The organism is Loktanella atrilutea (assembly GCF_900128995.1).
Classification (GTDB): domain Bacteria; phylum Pseudomonadota; class Alphaproteobacteria; order Rhodobacterales; family Rhodobacteraceae; genus Loktanella; species Loktanella atrilutea.
Genome location: NZ_FQUE01000007.1, coordinates 64,468 through 81,282, shown reverse-complemented (window position 1 = coordinate 81,282; position 16,815 = coordinate 64,468). Strand labels below are relative to the sequence as shown.

The 16,815-nt window shown below is 64.3% G+C and carries 14 protein-coding genes and 1 tRNA gene; 4 read left to right on the top strand and 11 right to left on the bottom strand.

The genetic code is table 11. From position 1 onward, the window contains the following. Window positions 1-22 precede the first annotated feature (22 nt). Window positions 23-2,029: a hydantoinase/oxoprolinase N-terminal domain-containing protein gene (locus BUA54_RS14370; RefSeq protein WP_072857951.1), complete on the bottom strand. Its 2,007-nt coding sequence runs from the start codon at window positions 2,027-2,029 to the stop codon at window positions 23-25. A gap of 246 nt (window positions 2,030-2,275) precedes the next feature. On the opposite strand from BUA54_RS14370, the gene BUA54_RS14365 reads away from it, so the two are divergent. Beyond that, window positions 2,276-3,529 carry a DNA polymerase IV gene (locus BUA54_RS14365; RefSeq protein WP_072857950.1) on the top strand — a complete coding sequence of 418 codons (1,254 nt, stop codon included), beginning with the start codon at window positions 2,276-2,278 and terminating at the stop codon, window positions 3,527-3,529. 3 nt (window positions 3,530-3,532) lie between these two features. Here BUA54_RS14365 and BUA54_RS14360 read toward each other — a convergent pair whose 3' ends face one another. Next, window positions 3,533-5,326, bottom strand: coding sequence for an SLC13 family permease (locus BUA54_RS14360; RefSeq protein WP_072858047.1), 1,794 nt, complete (start codon window positions 5,324-5,326; stop codon window positions 3,533-3,535). 19 nt (window positions 5,327-5,345) lie between these two features. Further along, a complete protein-coding gene (locus tag BUA54_RS14355) occupies window positions 5,346-6,200 on the bottom strand; it encodes an N-formylglutamate amidohydrolase (RefSeq protein ID WP_072857949.1) in 855 nt (284 codons plus the stop codon). Between the two features lie 152 nt (window positions 6,201-6,352). Between BUA54_RS14355 and BUA54_RS14350 the strand changes: the two genes are divergently transcribed. The 3 genes from BUA54_RS14350 to BUA54_RS14340 all read left to right on the top strand — a co-directional run bounded on the left by BUA54_RS14350 (window position 6,353) and on the right by BUA54_RS14340 (window position 7,960). Next, window positions 6,353-6,427, top strand: a tRNA-Val gene (locus tag BUA54_RS14350). A gap of 82 nt (window positions 6,428-6,509) precedes the next feature. Further along, window positions 6,510-6,635 carry a type B 50S ribosomal protein L36 gene (gene ykgO / locus BUA54_RS14345; RefSeq protein WP_072857948.1) on the top strand — a complete coding sequence of 42 codons (126 nt, stop codon included), beginning with the start codon at window positions 6,510-6,512 and terminating at the stop codon, window positions 6,633-6,635. A 122-nt stretch (window positions 6,636-6,757) separates the two neighbouring features. Then, on the top strand, window positions 6,758-7,960 hold the full coding sequence (locus BUA54_RS14340; RefSeq protein ID WP_072857947.1) for a DVUA0089 family protein: 1,203 nt from the start codon (window positions 6,758-6,760) through the stop codon (window positions 7,958-7,960). A 59-nt stretch (window positions 7,961-8,019) separates the two neighbouring features. Here the strand turns inward: BUA54_RS14340 and BUA54_RS14335 are convergent, their stop codons facing one another. From BUA54_RS14335 to BUA54_RS14300, 8 genes are all read right to left on the bottom strand, one after another. Further along, complete coding sequence (locus BUA54_RS14335) at window positions 8,020-9,681, bottom strand: peptidoglycan-binding domain-containing protein (protein ID WP_072857946.1); 1,662 nt, start codon at window positions 9,679-9,681, stop codon at window positions 8,020-8,022. An 18-nt stretch (window positions 9,682-9,699) separates the two neighbouring features. Next, window positions 9,700-10,896: a phenylacetate--CoA ligase family protein gene (locus BUA54_RS14330; protein WP_072857945.1), complete on the bottom strand. Its 1,197-nt coding sequence runs from the start codon at window positions 10,894-10,896 to the stop codon at window positions 9,700-9,702. Between the two features lie 110 nt (window positions 10,897-11,006). Beyond that, window positions 11,007-11,387 (bottom strand): hypothetical protein, encoded by a 381-nt coding sequence (locus tag BUA54_RS14325; RefSeq protein ID WP_072857944.1) that lies wholly within the window; start codon window positions 11,385-11,387, stop codon window positions 11,007-11,009. Between the two features lie 178 nt (window positions 11,388-11,565). After that, window positions 11,566-12,267 carry a hypothetical protein gene (locus tag BUA54_RS14320; RefSeq protein ID WP_072857943.1) on the bottom strand — a complete coding sequence of 234 codons (702 nt, stop codon included), beginning with the start codon at window positions 12,265-12,267 and terminating at the stop codon, window positions 11,566-11,568. 113 nt (window positions 12,268-12,380) lie between these two features. Beyond that, window positions 12,381-13,202 carry an ABC transporter ATP-binding protein gene (locus BUA54_RS14315; protein ID WP_072857942.1) on the bottom strand — a complete coding sequence of 274 codons (822 nt, stop codon included), beginning with the start codon at window positions 13,200-13,202 and terminating at the stop codon, window positions 12,381-12,383. A gap of 73 nt (window positions 13,203-13,275) precedes the next feature. Beyond that, a complete protein-coding gene (locus BUA54_RS14310; protein ID WP_072857941.1) occupies window positions 13,276-14,559 on the bottom strand; it encodes an ABC transporter substrate-binding protein in 1,284 nt (427 codons plus the stop codon). Between the two features lie 79 nt (window positions 14,560-14,638). Then, a complete protein-coding gene (locus BUA54_RS14305; protein ID WP_072857940.1) occupies window positions 14,639-15,715 on the bottom strand; it encodes a branched-chain amino acid ABC transporter permease in 1,077 nt (358 codons plus the stop codon). A 101-nt stretch (window positions 15,716-15,816) separates the two neighbouring features. Continuing rightward, window positions 15,817-16,812 (bottom strand): branched-chain amino acid ABC transporter permease, encoded by a 996-nt coding sequence (locus BUA54_RS14300; RefSeq protein WP_072857939.1) that lies wholly within the window; start codon window positions 16,810-16,812, stop codon window positions 15,817-15,819. Window positions 16,813-16,815: the final 3 nt, after the last annotated feature.

The following is a 16,815-nucleotide window of genomic DNA, read 5'->3' as shown; positions in this document are numbered from 1 at the left end:
GGCACATTTGCCGACACGCCGATCAGTCCCGCGCAATCCGCGGCCGCCCCCGTGCGGTGGCGCGGATGTCGGCGCCAAAGAACGCCTCCTGCCCTTCGATCACCGCCGCATTCACGTCTCGGGCGACGCTGACCGATGGGTCTGCCACGCCCGCGGCACGGGCCTGCGCCGTGGCACTGGCGATCAGCGCGGTCTGAAGTGTCGCCATCGCCGCCTCGGGCGTGGCAAAGGTCTGTGGACCTCCTTCCAGATGCGCGACGTACCGGCCGGGTGCGGGGGCCGTAACGCTGCCGCCGGCCCGCATGACGACCTGCCCCACGACCGCACCGATTGCGTTCGCCACGTCCGCATGCTTCGGCACGATCATCCGTGTGGCAAGGCGCTGCCCGACAGCAGGGTAGTAGCTGGCAGCCGGGGCCCCCAGACCGATCACCGGCACACCGAGTCCCAGCCTCATGGTGATCAGGCCGACATGTCCGTCCAGACCGGCACGCGTCAGGGGATGACCGGCAAGCCGATCCGGCGCAACACCGGCCCAGTCGCGCCCGTCATCCGCAAAGGCTGCCTGCAACAGGCAATCGACGGTCTGCGTCGTTAGCTGGTCGACGATCGCCTGCGCCAGCGTTGCGGCATCTGGTGCGATGCGCTGCCCGTCGCCACGCCGTCGCCGCGCAAGCAGGGTCAGAGCCTTTTCCGATGCCTCGGCCTCCCAGTCCGCGACCAACCCCAGCACATGCGCGGCGTCCGACGGTGTCACATCGGCAATCATCACCTGCCCCCGCGCCACCAGCCGCATCAGCGCCGGTTGCTCCATCCGGGTCGTCACCACGTCGCCCATGCGCGCGGGCCCGCCGGCCAGTCGCGCGACGATAGCGGCCTCGCGCGTGTCTCGCCCCTCCGGCGCCGCGTCCCACAAGGGCGCTACAAAGGCCGCCCCGTCCAGAGGCGGTCCATCCTGCGCCAGCGCCGCGTCCAAAGCGCCATGCACCAGGCCGGGATGAGCCTGTGCCAGAAGGGCGATCGGCATGACCCGCCGCGGCCCCAATTGCAGTCCGCCCGCCAGCCCATCGGACAGTCTGACCGCACTATCACCGCCAAGGCCGAAGGTGCGCATCGCCACCGCCTCCACCATCGTGCGGAATCCGCCGACCATCGCGCCCTGCGGATCGATCCGCGGCCGGCCGTCCTGCAGTTGGCAGATATCCGTCGTGGTGCCGCCGATGTCAGAGATCATCGCATCCCCTACATCCGTCAGCCAAGCCGCGCCGGCAACAGAGGCCGCCGGACCGCTGAGGATCGTCTCGATCGGTCGCACGCGGGCCATGTCGGCCGGGATCAGCGCACCGTCGCCGCGTACGACCATCAGGCGGGCAGAAATGCCGGACAGCGCCAGATGCCGCTCCACCGCGGCGATCAGGCCCGCGATCATCCCGATCAACCGCGCGTTCAGCACAGCGGTCAATGCCCGCTTTGGCCCGCCAAGGGCCGCCGACAGCTCGTGAGAGCAGGTAACGGGCAGTCCGGTCCGGGCTCGGATCAAATCAGCCGCAGCAAGCTCGTGCGCAGGATTGCGTGTCGCGAACTGCGCGGCTACGGCAAAACCGGTAATCCCCGTCGTGTCCTCCAGCGCCCGTTCCAAGGTCTCCAGATCGAGGTCGGCTGCCGCATTGCCTGCGTGGGTATGACCGCCCGCGATGGCAACGACCGGATCGCCGCGCAAGGCGTCTTCCAGCCCCGCGCGTGACAGGGATGCGGCGTCGAAGCCGATGGCGATCAGCGCGATGCGACCGCCCTGCCCCTCGACCAGCGCATTCGTGGCAAGCGTTGTGGACAGGGACACGATTTCGATCTCTGCCGCTGGAATGCCGGCACCGGCAATCGCGGCATCGACGGCGCCCGCCACGCCGGCAGAGAGATCTGGACGACTGGTCAGTGCCTTGGCGCGTGCCAGCACCCGGGTCGCGTCGCCGTCCAGAACGACCGCGTCTGTGTAGGTGCCGCCGGTATCGACCCCTAAAAGATATCCCATGGCCCACGCCCCCTTGCCTGCGGCCCGGTTTAGCCACAGGGCCCGCTACGCCGCCAGCCCCAATCGGTGGCCCTACCGCATGACCGCCGGACGTGCGCCGGGTGCAACAGGCGCGACGGCGCCCGGCCGCGTCAGACCGAAGGACCCGCCATCGCGACGGCGCACGCGGCCTCCTCCGCCAGTCAGAGGATCCGCCCGGTGAACTCCTGCGTTGTCGGCATGACACGGACTCATTATCTATGGGGCATGCCCAGCCTTTGCCGCGACTGCCTGACGACGTTCGACACCGCGCGACGGTGCCCGGCCTGTCGCAGTCCGCGCGTGACCTCGCATCCGGAACTCTTCGACCTGACCATCGCCCACATGGATTGCGACGCCTTCTACGCCAGCGTGGAAAAGCGCGACAATCCAGCGCTCGCAGACAAGCCGGTCATCATCGGCGGCGGCCGGCGGGGCGTCGTGTCGACTGCCTGCTACGTCGCCCGCATCCGCGGCGTCAAATCCGCAATGCCGATGTTTCAGGCGCTGAAGCTTTGCCCCGACGCCGTCATCGTCAAGCCACGCTTCGATGCCTATGTCGCGGCCTCCCGCGCGATCCGGGCGATGATGGACGATCTGACCCCCGTCGTCGAACCCCTGTCGCTGGACGAGGCCTTCATGGACATGACCGGCACCGCCCGTCTGCACGGCGCCCCCCCCGCCGTCATGTTGGCGCGACTGGTCAGGCGCATGAAGGATGAGCTTGGCCTTTCGGGCTCCATCGGGCTAAGCCACAACAAGTTCCTGGCCAAGGTTGCTTCGGACCTCGACAAGCCGCGGGGCTTCTCCCTCATCGGTCAGGCCGAGACGACGGAGTTTCTGCGCCCTAAATCCGTCCGCCTGATCTGGGGTATCGGGGCCGTCGGACAGGAGAGCCTGGCCTCTGCCGGCATCCGCACCTTCGACGACCTGCTGCGCTGGGACCGGCGCGATCTGGCGGACCGGTTCGGCGGCATGGGCGACCGGCTGTGGCAACTCGCTCGCGGACAGGACGGGCGTCGGATCAGTGCCCATACCCCGGTTCGCGGCCTGTCGAACGAGACAACGTTCCACGAGGATACCAGCGATCCCGAGATCCTCGACGGGCACATCTGGCGCATGGCGGAAAAGGTCAGCGCCCGTGCCAAGGCCAAGGACATCGCCGGTCGCGTCGTCCTGCTGAAGCTCAAGCGCAGCGACCATGCACTGATCTCGCGCCGGCAATCCCTGCGGCATCCTACCCAGATCGCCGACACGATCTATCGCACGGCGCGCGCCCTCTTCGACGCAGCAGGGCCGCATCCGACCTACCGGTTACTGGGCGTCGGCCTGTCGGAACTGACCTCCGGTGCCGACGCCGACCTGTCAGGGGACCTGCTCGACCCGGATGCCGACCGCCGGGTCAAGGCAGAGCGTGCCGCCGACGCCATCCGACAGCGATTCGGCGACGCGGCGATCATCAAGGGCCGCGCCTTGCGCTGAGCCTCAGAACGGAAAGAACAGCGGGATCGCGAGGACCGAGGCCGCGCCGACGATCAGGTTCATCGGCACCCCGATCTTGAGAAAATCCGCGAACCGGTAGTCCCCCGCACCATAGACCAGCGTATTGGTCTGATAGCCGATGGGTGTGGCGAAACTGGCAGAAGCTCCGAACATCACCGCCACCACCAGCGGGCGGGGATCGATCCCGGCCTGCGCTGCCAGCCCCACGGCAATCGGCGTCAGGATCACGGCGACGGCGGAATTCGTCACCATCTCTGTCAGGATCGAGGTCACGGCATAAAGCGCCGCAAGCAGCAGGATCGGCGGAAGCCCATTCAACACGGGCGCCAGCGTATCGACGATCAGCTGCACCGCACCCGTCTCCTGCAGGCCGACCCCGACAATCAGCATCGCGAAGATCAGCACGAGGATCTGCGCGTCTATGGCACCCCAGGCCTCGTCGCTGTCAATGCAACGCAGGATCAGGATGGCAGCCACGGCCACCAGCGCAAGAACGGCGATCGGCGCCACGTCGAAGGCGGCAAGCGCCACAACCGCCAGCAACGCCAGCAGCGCGATGGGTGCACGTGCCCGCCGGTAGGCCCGGCCCGAAGACAAGGTCACGGTCATCATGTCCCCTGCCGAGGACAACTGGTCGAAGGCGCCCTGCGTCCCCTCCAGCAGCAGCGAATCGGCGGCCCGCAAACGGGCGCTGCGCAGATCGGGGCCGACCTGATGACCATGCCGATAGGCGCCCAGAACACGCATGCCGTGACGATAGCCAATCGACATCTGATCGAGCGTCTGGCTACCACCGCGCCGACCGGCCGTAACCATTGCCTCGGCGATCACCAGATCGCCTTCGGTCACGTTGGTGGGCGCCGCGCCGCGCCGGTAGCCGGTGATCAGGCCCGACATCGTATGCAGGGTCAGCAGTTCCGACATGGTCGCCCGCAGCACGATCTCGTCACCGGGCGTCACGATATGATCCGATAGCTGGCTTCTTCGCAGCACGCCCCCTTGGCGGACGCCGGTGATCTGGACGCCCGCATGGGCAAAATCGGCGATCTCGCCGATGGGTTTGCCAAGGCCGGCGAAATCATCTGTCACCCGCACTTCCGTCAGGTAGACCGCATCGCGCTTCGCCGCATTGTCCATGCCGCCGCGTCGCGCCGGCAACAGCAGCGGCCCCAGCACCGCAAGCGTCCCGACCCCGGCGGCAATCGCGATCAGGCCGACCGGAAAGATCTCGAAGATGCCGAAGGGCTCCAGTCCCTGATCGGTTGCCACGCCGGAAATCAGGATGTTTGTCGAGGTACCGATCAGCGTCAGGGTGCCGCCCAAGATCGCGACATAGGACAGCGGGATCAGCAACCGCGTTTCGGCCACGTCCAGCGACCTTGCCAGCCGTATCACCACCGGAATCAGCACCAGCACGACCGGTGTGTTGTTGACGAAGGCCGAGGCAAGCATCGTTGCCAGCACAAAGGCCACACCGGCCACCAGCGGCCGATTGGCCGCAGCACGCACGATCCGATTCGACAGCGCCTCCAGCAGGCCCGTCCGGACCAGGGCGCCGGACAGCACGAACATTGCGCCGATCGTGATCGGGGCAGAATTCGAAAACACCGTCATCACCTGATCGACAGGGACGAGGCCCAGAACGATGAACAGCGCGGCCGCCCCCGCGGCCGTCACCTCCGGGGGGTACTTCTCCCAGATGAAGGCGGCCAGCAGCACAAGAAGCAGGCCCAGCGCGACAAAGGGCGCCCAGTCGGCAGGAATCAGATCGGTCATCATGTCCATCGAAAAAGGGTTATTCAGCCGCCAGAGCCCGGTCGTCGGATGCGCCATAGGCGGCGATTCGTGCTGCGACGCCGCCGAGTGCCTGACGCAGGTCCTCGAAGTCCGGGCGCCGTTCCAGCGTCACTTCATTCATGTAGAGCGCGCGGTCCACCTCGATCTGCACCGCGTGCCGCCGGCGCGCGGGCTTGCCGTAGGCCTGAGTCACGTAAGCTCCGGCAAAGGGCATGTTTCGCGCAACACGCAGGCCGGCGTCGGTCAATGCCGCTTCGACCTCGGCCACGATGTCGACACTGGCCGAGGCGCCGAAACGGTCGCCGATCACGACGTCGGGACGGGCGGCTACGGTGGTGTCCAGCGCCTCGTGCGGCATCGAATGGCAGTCGACCAAAATTGCCCGCCCGAATGCACGCACCGACTCGTCCAGCAGCGTCTGCAACTGGTCGTGCCACGGACGCCAGTAGGCTGTGATACGCGCATGCGCCTGCGCCAGCGTGATCTTTCCGTCGTAAATCGCGCGTCCACCCGCCACAACGCGCGGGATCACGCCCAAGCCGCTGGCCACGCGGGGGTTCTGTGACAGGCGGCGTACGCCTTCGATCACGGCCGGGTCGAGATCCTCTGCCGCGCGATTGAAATCGACGAAGGCGCGTGGCACCCGCGCCAGCAAAAGTGGCGCCCCGTGCTTCGGTGCGGCATCGAAGAGCGCGCCCACATGAGCATCCTCCGACGACCGGATCGTGAGAGCGTCCAGCCTTGTCTGGGCGAGAAAGGCATCGGTATAGTCTGCACCGCTGTGCGGAGAAGCGAAGACCACGCAGGTCGACCGGGCCGCAGGCAGCAAGAGTTCATAGGCGGCGTGGGTCATGGAGGCTCCTGTCTGGTGCCATAGATAGCGCGTTTGCAGAAAACAGCAAAAGCCCTTGATCCCCCCGTTTGATCCTTTTATAGACCGCCTACCCGACGCGGTTCGCCCGCGTCCTTGTTCGTTAAAGGGCGCTGGCAAATCGTACACGGAATGGATGATTAGCTCAGCGGTAGAGCACTTCGTTGACATCGAAGGGGTCACTGGTTCGATCCCAGTATCGTCCACCAGAATTCGCGGGGGCCTCAGGCGGCCCCCTTTGTGTTAACCCAAGGCGCAACCGCCGCGCCGCGACAAGAGGAGCCTTTCAAGATGAAAGTGCGCAACTCCCTCCGTTCGCTCAAGCAGCGCCACCGCGATTGCCGCGTCGTGCGCCGCAAGGGCCGTGTCTACGTGATCAACAAGACACAACCCCGGTTCAAGGCCCGTCAGGGCTGAAATCGGGTCTACAGACCTATCGGAATTGGCCGCGCTCCTACGATGGGGACGCGGCCTTTTTCATGGCGAAGGCAGTATTTTTAGCCTAGGTTTTGCCGATACCTCGCAAAATCTTTGGTCACATGTTCCGATATCTTATTCCGATTTCCGCCTCTCTATTGCTGACTGCGACTACCTTGTGCGCGCAAAGCCGGCCCTGCGACGATGCGGGCTGGCTCGGAGGTTCCGAAGAATCGTCGGACGTCGCCACACGCGACACCTTCGTGGAACAGATGGCGCTGGTACTGAATGCGAATACCTTCGTCGGTCGCTTCACGCTGTCAGCCCCGCATGACATCCGGGTTGAGGCCGCGGGTCGCGCCAATGGCGACCCGACGCTGACGTTGTTCGCCGAGGATGGTTCACAAGTCGCGACCGATGACGATTCGGGTGGAAACGGCGCGGCCCGCATCGAGACCGCGCTGGAAACCGGGTCCTACTGCGCTGTCGTCAGAAGTTTCGACGACTCGCCGATGACCGCCTTTGTCCGCGTCGGTCGTCAGGACATGGAACCCCTGACCCCCGGTATGGATACGCCCGCCGCGGCCACCGAACCGGCGGATGTGACGAACTCCTGTGTCGAGGCCCCGGACCTCGGGACCATGACAGATGCGCCGCTGCAGAACTCGGGCAGCGCGCAAGAGGTGCCCTTCATTCGCTTTACGTTGGACGCCCCCGCGCAGATCACCGTGACGGCCGAGAACGCAGAAGCGGACCCCAAACTGATCCTGACCGGTCCCGACGGCGGCACAATCGGAGAGAACGACGACTACGAGGGGTTGAACGCTCGGCTCGACGTCAGCACGGACCTGCCGCCGGGTACCTATTGCATTGCCCTCCAGGCCATCGGCGATTCCAGCCTGCCGATCGACGTGGCGGTCAGCGTCTTCGATCCGATAGCGGCCTTGGCAGATCTTTACGCACGAGGTGAGGCAGCCCCGCCACTCGACGGTTCGGTGGCGGTGACCGACCTCGGCACCTTGCCATCGCAACTCATCAAGGACCTACGCGTCGGCTCCGATGCCGAGTGGTTCAGCCTGACACTCGATGCGTCGGGGCTCCTGCTGGTCGAAGCGATTGCGGCCGGCAGCGGCGGTGACCCTTGGCTTGTCCTGTTCGATAGCCTCGGCCGCCAGATCGCGCAGAACGACGATGAAGGCCAAGGCACCGATGCCCGCGTCACCGCGCGGGTGCAGGCCGGAACCTACGTGATTGGCGTGAAGCAGGTCGGGGATCAGACAGGTTTCGTGCGGCTGCTCGCGGAACGATACGTCAAGGCACCCTGATCGCGTCATACTTTAATCGGACCCGCCCCCTTGTCGCGACAGGCCCGTCCCTGCCGCTGTTAGCGGAATGCGTCGGTCAGCATCTGCGATACGGTCGCCTGATCCAGATAGCCGGTGGCATTGATCTGCCGATCCCTCTGGTACCGCCGGATCGCCCCGCGCGTGTCGCTGTCGATGTTGCCGTCGACCGTTCCCGGGTCGAGCCCCAACTGCGACAACCGCGCCTCGACCAGCCGCAGGCTGATCGGATCGAGTGCGAGAGCACGTTCACCCGCTTGGGCCGCCTCGGTCTGCGCTTTGTTATCATCCGCGCGGTTCAGGGCTGTGACACGTGATGTAGCTTCTTCACGAAATGCTCCTTCCGGTTGGTCGGAAAGGTAGCGGCGGTAGCCAGCAATATCATTTCGTTTAACGGCTTTGTCCCAAGCCTCATTGTCAGCGCTTGCAGCAGCAGCTCGGTCACGTGCGCGAAATGCGGCGATCGCTTCCTGCGCCTGCTTGGCATAAAGTCCATCCGGATAGCGTTCCAAATAGTCACGAAGATCGCGGCGCTTTCCGGAAACGCCCGTTTGCGCCCAGTATGCCCGGTCAGCGCGAAGTTCGGTTTCCCGCCGCGCCTTTGCTTCAGCTTCCAATTTGATCGATCGGGTATTCGCTTGCGTGTCGATCAATCCGATTTGTTCAGCCGAAAGGAATCCTGTCTCGGACATGCTGTTTGCGGCCTGCCACTGCTTGATCGCCCCGCGGGATCCCGGGCCGAAAATACCATCGATCCCGCGCGTGTCGTAGCCCAGTACCTGAAGATCGCGCTGGATGGCGCGGCGGGCTTCGAGCGGCAGGTTCAGCGCATCCTCGACCTTGCGGTAGGCGAGGTTGGGATCCCGCAGCTCCCTTAGACGCTCGACCGCGGCAGAGGCGTGTGGCCCGTCAGGATAGCGATCGAGGTAACGGGTGTAGGCAGCCTGATCGTCAGCAGCGCGCGCCTGCTCCCAGACCGTCGCCTCTGCACTGCCGTTCGGAACGCTGGCGACCGGAGGGGTCGATACCGCCGGCGGCGGCGTTGACGGGCGGGCGTCGGACTTGATCAGGACCAGGCTGGCGGGCATGAACCCCGACCCGGTCAGATCGCGACTGCCCCGTACACCGGCGATCACGTCGCCGCCCGGTGTTGCAATGACATCCGACAGCAAGTCGCTGGCGGCGGCAACGCTGCCCTCGACCACTGTCACGCCGCTCGGCACGTCCAGATCGCCGATGCCGCGGCTCAGGCCGTCGCCGAGATTTTCGTCCGACCTTTCATCATGGCCTAAAACCAGCACCGCCGCGCCGGGTGTCTGTTCCAGTGTGGCCAACACCGTTTCGACCGAGATCGCGCCATTTGCCACGGTAAACGGCTTCGGTGACGCGGCATTCGCGGGCATCAGCCACGTCCGCTGACCGTCCGTCACAAACTGTCCCGTCAGCACCGCTACCAGACGGTCGGCATTCGCAGCGGCATCGGAAAACGCGTTGGCCTGAACCTGTACGTCACCCGATCCACCGGTGCCATAGACCGAAAAACCAAGCCGCTGCAGACTTGGCACAGCGTCGGTGACCCGCCCCGCGCCCCGCACATCGCGCAGCGTGTCATAGTCGGCGATACCGACGATCAGGGCCGCATCCTCTGCCTGCGCCAACGACGCGGCGCAGATCATCACGGTGGACAGCAAAAGTTGACGCATGGTGTATTCCTCGTTGAATCAAGTATCGTAGCGGCGGCGGTCTTCGATCACTTTTCCGTCGCGCGGCAAGGTGCCGGGGTCATGCAGGGTCACGTCGCCGCGCAACTTCAGGATATCCCTCACGGCTGCGGATAACGCGTCAACATCAAGTTCGGTCCCCTCGACCTGCACGGTCATCGTGTCAGCATCACCCTGTCGATCGGCGATCACGCGGGCCCGGCCGGCGCCGGTCCGTGTGACCAGCGCGGCAACCTGTTCGGGCCGCACGAACATGCCCTTGATCTTGGTCGTCTGGTCGGCGCGACCCATCCAGCCCTTGATGCGCAAATTGGTCCGACCGCAGGTCGACTGACCCGGCATGACGGCACTCAGGTCGCCGGTTGCAAAGCGGATGAGGGGATAGTCAGGATTGAGCGTGGTGACGGTGACCTCTCCCACCTCGCCGTCCGCCACCGGGTCGCCGGTGCCCGGTGTGCAGATTTCGAGGATCACGCCCTCGTCAACGATCATACCGCTCTCGGGCGTGGTTTCATAGGCGATCAGGCCAAGATCGGCAGTTGCGTAGCATTGCAGGCAGGCGATGCCGCGGTCGGTGTAAAACTGACGCAGTTGCGGGAACAGCGCCCCGCCGGACACGGCAGCTTTGGTGATCGCCAGTGCGACACCCATCTCGTCGGCCTTTTCCAGAATGACCTTCAAATAATCGGGCGTTCCCGCATAGGCTGTCACCCCGGCCGCGGCGGCGGCTTGCACCTGAAGCTCGGTCTGGCCAGTACCGGCGGGAACAACCGTCGCCCCCACGGCCCGTGCGCCACTCTCGAACATCGCGCCGGCAGGTGTCAGGTGGTAGCCAAAGCAGTTCTGCACCACGTCACCGTCACCGATGCCGCAGGCATGCAGGAAGCGACCGAAACGCCACCAGTCGTGACCATTGCCGCCCGGTTCGTAGATCGGACCGGGGGATTGGAAGATGTGAGATATATTCCTGACAGGGATCCCGCCGAAGGGCGGATCGGCCCGCTGCCATTCCAAAAGTTGCGATTTGCGAAGAACCGGCAGGCGGGTCAGGTCACCGAGCTGGACCACCTGTCCGCCTGCCAGACAAGACCCCGGCGAATCCTCCACCCGCGCGATCTGCTCTCGAAGGCCCGCAAGCTGTGCAGTCGCACGGGTCTTGGCGTCGCGGGTTTCCAGATCGTCGTAAGGGGCAGTCATCGTGGTCTTCCTCCTGTCCGGGTCTGGCGACAGTGTGCCGCCCCGGACGGGCGAAAGCTAGGGATGACGCCCCCCGCTATGCAATAACGCGTGGCTGTCAGCGTCTGGGATCAGGACGGTTCGGCCGAGTTCTGGCAGATGTTGACCACTGCGCGCACCATGTCGGGCGACACCTCTGCCCCGACGCCCATATTGTCGGCGCCGGTATCGGAGTTCTCTTTCGTCATCGCCGAATCCGCTGGGGCTGCGGCCGCATCGGACGATGTCATGTTGCCGACGTCGCCACTGTCCTTTCCGGCGTCGGCCGGCGGCATCTCGTTCGATCCGACGGTCATCAGAGTCGCGATGGCATCCTGTTGCGCGGCCTCGTCCATTTCGAGGTACTGCTTGCAGGACAGCGTCGGGTTCCCAGTGCCGGTCTCTGGCTGGGTCTGCGCCAGCAGCGGCGTGGCCAATACGCTGAACAGGCCAATCAGGCAGGTGGTCTTCATCGATCGTCTCCAGAAATGATAAAGGACTGCGGGATGCAATCCTATCTGTGGTTACAGCAGGATCAGGGTCACCGCCGCCGCGCCGCGGCACACTATCGCGACGCGGGCAAAGGGCTGGTGCGGCAAAGGACGCGCGGCAATGCCGCGCGCCCCCGGGGCCGGTGGCGGTTGCCGCTGGTCAGTTCGCAGCCTGACCGGAATTGCCGCAGATCGTCACCAGTGCCAGCACGATATCCGACGATGCATTGTCCATGCTGCTGCCGGACGCAGTGTCAGAAGTGCTGTCGGCCGACATTGTTGCGCTATTGTCGGTGCCAGTCGCACTGCCGCTGTCGGCCGTGGTGGTCGCACCGCTGTCAGCCGTCGCCGAGCCGCTGTCGGCAGTGGTCGAACTGCCCGTATCGGTCGCGCTGCTGTCTGTGGATGTCGCCGCATCGGCCGTCGCCGATCCCGTCGTGGCGCTGTCACCGGTGGTCATGCTACCATCGGCCGAAGCGGTCGCGTCGGGGGTCGAATCCGCGGGCATCGTGCCATCCATCGACGCGCTGCCATCGGCATTCACGGTCGCATCGGATTCGGTTGGTGCCGCAGCACTGTCAGTCGCCATCGTTCCAGTCGCTGCGCTGGAATCTGTAGCCGAGGCACTCGTATCGGTCGAAGTCGTGTCAGGGCTGGAGGCAGTCACATCGCTGCTGCCCATGGATTTTTCGCGGCCGGCCGCGGCTAGGGTCTGCGCCCCTGTTTCCTGATCCGCGGGCGCCAAGGCCAGGAACTGCTCGCAGGTCATCATGGCGTCGCCTGTATGGGCTGCGGCAAAGGCCGGCACCGCGCCGCAGGACATCGCGATCGCGCTGATGCCGCTCAAAAGCGTCATTTTCATTTCAGATGCTCCTCATCAGATTATTGGCGGTAGCGACCGCCGATACGAGACAATGAGGATATTGCAATAAAGTTTCTTAAAATGGATCAGTTCGGCAATATTTTGTCAAATTGTCAGGCTAGCCAGCGCTTGCGCCTGCGATAACTGCGCACATCCCGAAATGACTTCCGTCCTTCGTCGGATACGCCCAGGTAGAACTCCTTCACATCGGGGTTCTCGCGCAGATCCTGCGCCGGCCCTTCCATGACGACCCGTCCGCTTTCAAGGATATAGCCGTGGTGCGCGAACCGAAGGGCGACGTTGGTATTCTGCTCTGCCAGCAGAAAGCTGACACCTTCGCGCGCATTGAGATCCCTGACAATGCCAAAGATCTCCTCGACCAGCTGCGGCGCAAGACCCATCGAAGGCTCGTCCAGCAGAATCGTTTCGGGACGGCTCATCAATGCCCGCCCGATCGCGCACATCTGCTGCTCTCCACCAGAGGTGTAGCCCGCCTGACTCTTGCGTCGCTCTCGCAGGCGCGGGAAATAGGTATAGACCATCTCGAGATCGGCGCTGACCGCCCCCTTGGACGCGCTGCGGGTATAGGCGCCGGTCATCAGGTTCTCTTCGATCGTCAGGTGTTCGAAGCAGTGCCGCCCCTCCATCACCTGGATCACGCCGCGCTTCACCAGCGCCTCCGGCGAAAGCTCCTGCACCCGCTCGCCGCGATAGTGGATACTGCCCTTGGTCACCGCACCCCGTTCGGAGTGCAGCAAGTTGGATATCGCCTTCAGCGTCGTGGTCTTGCCTGCCCCGTTGCCACCCAGCAAAGCAGTGATCCCGCCCTTCGGCACCTTCAGGCTCACGCCCTTCAGCACGAGGATCACGTGATTGTAGATCACCTCGATATTGCTGACCTCCAGCAAGGTCTCGGTCTCGGCAGTCTCCACCATGGCGCGGCCCTGTCCTCGCTTTTTCAGAAATACTCGAAGATTCGGGTGGCCCCGCGGGGCCACCCGACAAAGGTTACAGACAGCCCGGCGTGATATTGTTCTCGGCCGCATAGGCCGCCGCATCCTCGGCGATCAGCGGGTCGATCACGCTCTTGTCCGGGGTGATGAAGTCGGTCAGCGGCACCCATTTCTTTTCGGCCGCGTTCCACTGCTGCACCAACCCCTCGCCCGACCCGGAGTGGTTCTGGCAGGAGACCTTGAATTCCGGCCCGATGCCTTCCATTCCCAGTTCCGCCATGCGGGCATTGGTGATCTCCAGCGCCTCCATCCCGGCGCGCATCTGGGCGGCGGTGATCTGCGAAGTGCCGGCCAGCTCCTGCGCCTTCGCAATCGCCTCGGCCGTCAGCATGGCGTTGTACATGCCCCGGATGTACAGAACCTGTCCCACGTTGGACCCGTCGCCGGCCCCGTTGCCCGCGTCGATGACCTGCGCCTGGATTTCCTTCAGGACAGGATAGTCCTGCACCCGGTTCATGTTCAGCGCCTTGTAGCCGTCGGCCGCCATGCCAGCCGGCATCACGTCCGGCTCTGCCCCGGCCCACCAGTTACCAATGAAATGATCCATCGGAAATCCGACGTTCGCGGCCTCCTGAATGGCGACCTGGTTCTGCACACCCCAGCCCCACATGATGACGTAGTCTGGCCGCTCGCGCCGGATCTGCAGCCACTGCGACTTCTGCTCCTGCCCCGGAGGATCGACCGGCAGCTGGCTCAGGGTGAAGCCGTGCTTGGACGCCAGCGCTTCCAGCGTGCGGATCGGCTCCTTGCCGTAGGCAGAGTTGTGGTAAATCAGCGCAATCTTCTTGCCCGACAGATCGTCGTTATTCTCGCTTAACAAGTAATTGATCGCGACACTCGCCGCATCCCAGTAAGTCGCCGGATAATTGAAGATCCACGGGAACGTCTCGCCAGCCGCGGCCGAGGTCCGTCCATAACCCAGCGTATGCATCGGGATACCGTCCGCGCTGACCTTGGGAATCAGCTGATAGGTGATGCCCGTCGACAGCGGTTCATAGATCAGCGGGCTGTCACCCTTCGTCGCTTCGTAGCATTCGACGCCCTTCTCGGTGTTGTAGGCGGTCTCGCATTCGTTGATGCGGATCATCTCGCCGCCGATGCCGCCGTCACGGGCGTTCAGCAGGTTCAGGTAATCCTGATAGCCATCGGAAAACGGCGTGCCGTTCGCCGCATAGGGGCCCGTGCGATAGCTCAGGTCGGGAACCACCAGTTCCGCCCATGCGGCACTGCCGGCCAGCAGACCGGCCATCGCCGCTGTAACAAATGTCTTCGTCTTCATCTCAAGTCTCCTCCCAAAGATTGATCGTGAATGCCGGGGTGCGCCCGGTCGGTCCCGGCGGGGCATCCCCCGCACGGTATCAGTATGGAAACGGCCAAAGCCGCAGTTTCTCCTTCGCAATGCGCCACAGCTGTGCCAACCCGTGCGGTTCCTTGATCAAGAAGAACATGATCAGCGCGCCGACGGCGACCAGTTGCAGATGCGCGACGGTCGAGCTTGGCCAACCCAGCAGATCCACGCCGAGCACCTTCAGCGCGACGGGCAACAGGACCAGAAACGCCGCCCCGGCAAAGCTGCCGAAGATGCTGCCAAGCCCGCCGATGATGCACATGAACAACACGAGGAAGGATTTCTGGATGCCGAAGGCCTCGCCCACCTCGACCGCGCCCAGGTAGACAGCAAAGAACAGTGCCCCTGCGATCCCGATGAAAAAGGACGAAACGGCGAAGGCCGAAAGCTTGGCGGTCAGCGGATTGACCCCTATGATCTCGGCCGCGATGTCCATGTCGCGGATCGCCATCCACTTGCGCCCGACGCTGCCCCGCGTCAGATTCCGTGCCAGCAGGGCGCAAAGCGTCACGAAGAACAGGCAGATCAGGTATTGCGCGGCAGGCGCCGTGCCAGCCCCGGTCACGGCGATGCCGCCCACGAACCGCTCCGGCGCGGAAATCTGGCCGGATGCGGAATAGTTGTAGAACCACGGCACCTTGTTGAAGAGCCATACGAGGAAGAACTGCGCTGCCAGCGTTGCCACGGCAAGGTAGAACCCCTTGATCCGCAAACTGGGCAGACCAAAGGCCGCGCCCACCGCCGCGGTGATGAACCCCGCCAGCACGACATGGATCAACATGCTGACGTCCGGAAACGCCGTCATCAGCTTGTAGACGGAATAGGCCCCCACGGCCATGAACCCGCCGGTGCCAAGGCTGACCTGCCCGCAGTACCCGGTCAGGATGTTCAGCCCGATCGCCGCGATGGAATAGATTAGGAACGGCACCAGGATCGCGTTCGCCCAGTAGTCGTCGATGACGAAGGGGATCACCAGCCAAGCCACCGCGAGCACCGCCCAGTAGCGCCACCGGTCGAAGGCAATCGGAAAAGTCTGGCTGTCCGCCGCGTAGGTCGTCTTGAAATCGCCGGCCTCACGATAGAGCATGACGCATCCCCCTAATCTGACGTGACAAACTCCCGCCGAAGGCCCGCGTGGCCGGGCGGGCGGGCGTCGTGAGGCTCTGCCTCACGCGGGCGCATGACAGGTCACACACGTTCAATGATCCGCTCCCCGAACAGGCCCTGCGGACGGAACACCAGAAAGATCAGCGCGAGCACGTAAGCGAACCAGTTCTCGGTCGCCCCACCCACCATCGGCCCAACGGTATATTCGAACAACTTCTCGCCGACGCCGATGATCAGCCCGCCGACGATGGCGCCGGGGATTGAGGTGAAACCGCCCAGCATCAAGACCGGCAGCGCCTTCAGCGCGATCAGCGACAGCGAGAACTGAACGCCGGACTTCGCGCCCCACATGACACCGGCCACCAGCGCGACCATCCCCGCCAGCGACCAGACCAGCACCCAGATGAAGTTCAGCGAGATACCCACCGAAAGCGCCGCCTGATGATCATCGGCCACCGCCCGCATCGCCCGGCCCTGCTTGGTGTATTGCGCGAAGACGATCAGCCCGGCGACGAGGATCGCCGCCACGATGCTCGCCGTGATGTCGAGCTTGTCGATGAAGAAGCCGTAGAAATCGTCGCCGCCGAGATGGGCCGAAATGTTCTCCACCCACAGCGACCCGCCCTGCGGGATGCCCACGTCCAACGTCTTGATGTCGGACCCCCACATCAGATCACCCACGCCTTCCAGAAAATACGCGAGCCCGATGGTCGCCATGAAGAGGATGATCGGCTCCTGACCCACAAGGTGCCGGAACACGAAGGTATGCACCATCCAGGCAAAGACGATCATCACCACCAGTGTCAGCGCGATCCCCAGCAGGGCGGGCACGGTCCAGCCGAAGGTATGGATATCGGTTCCGAAAGTCGCGTTGATGACATGGGCAAAGGGCACCTGCCCCTCCATGATCCCCACCAGCGTCAGCGCCGCGAACAGCGCCATCACACCTTGCGCATAGTTGAAGATGCCGCTCGCCTTGAAGATCAGCACGAAGCCCAGCGCCACCAGTGCATAAAGCACACCGGACATCAGTCCGTTGATCACGACCTCAAAGGTATAAAGGATGTCAGCGGACATGGG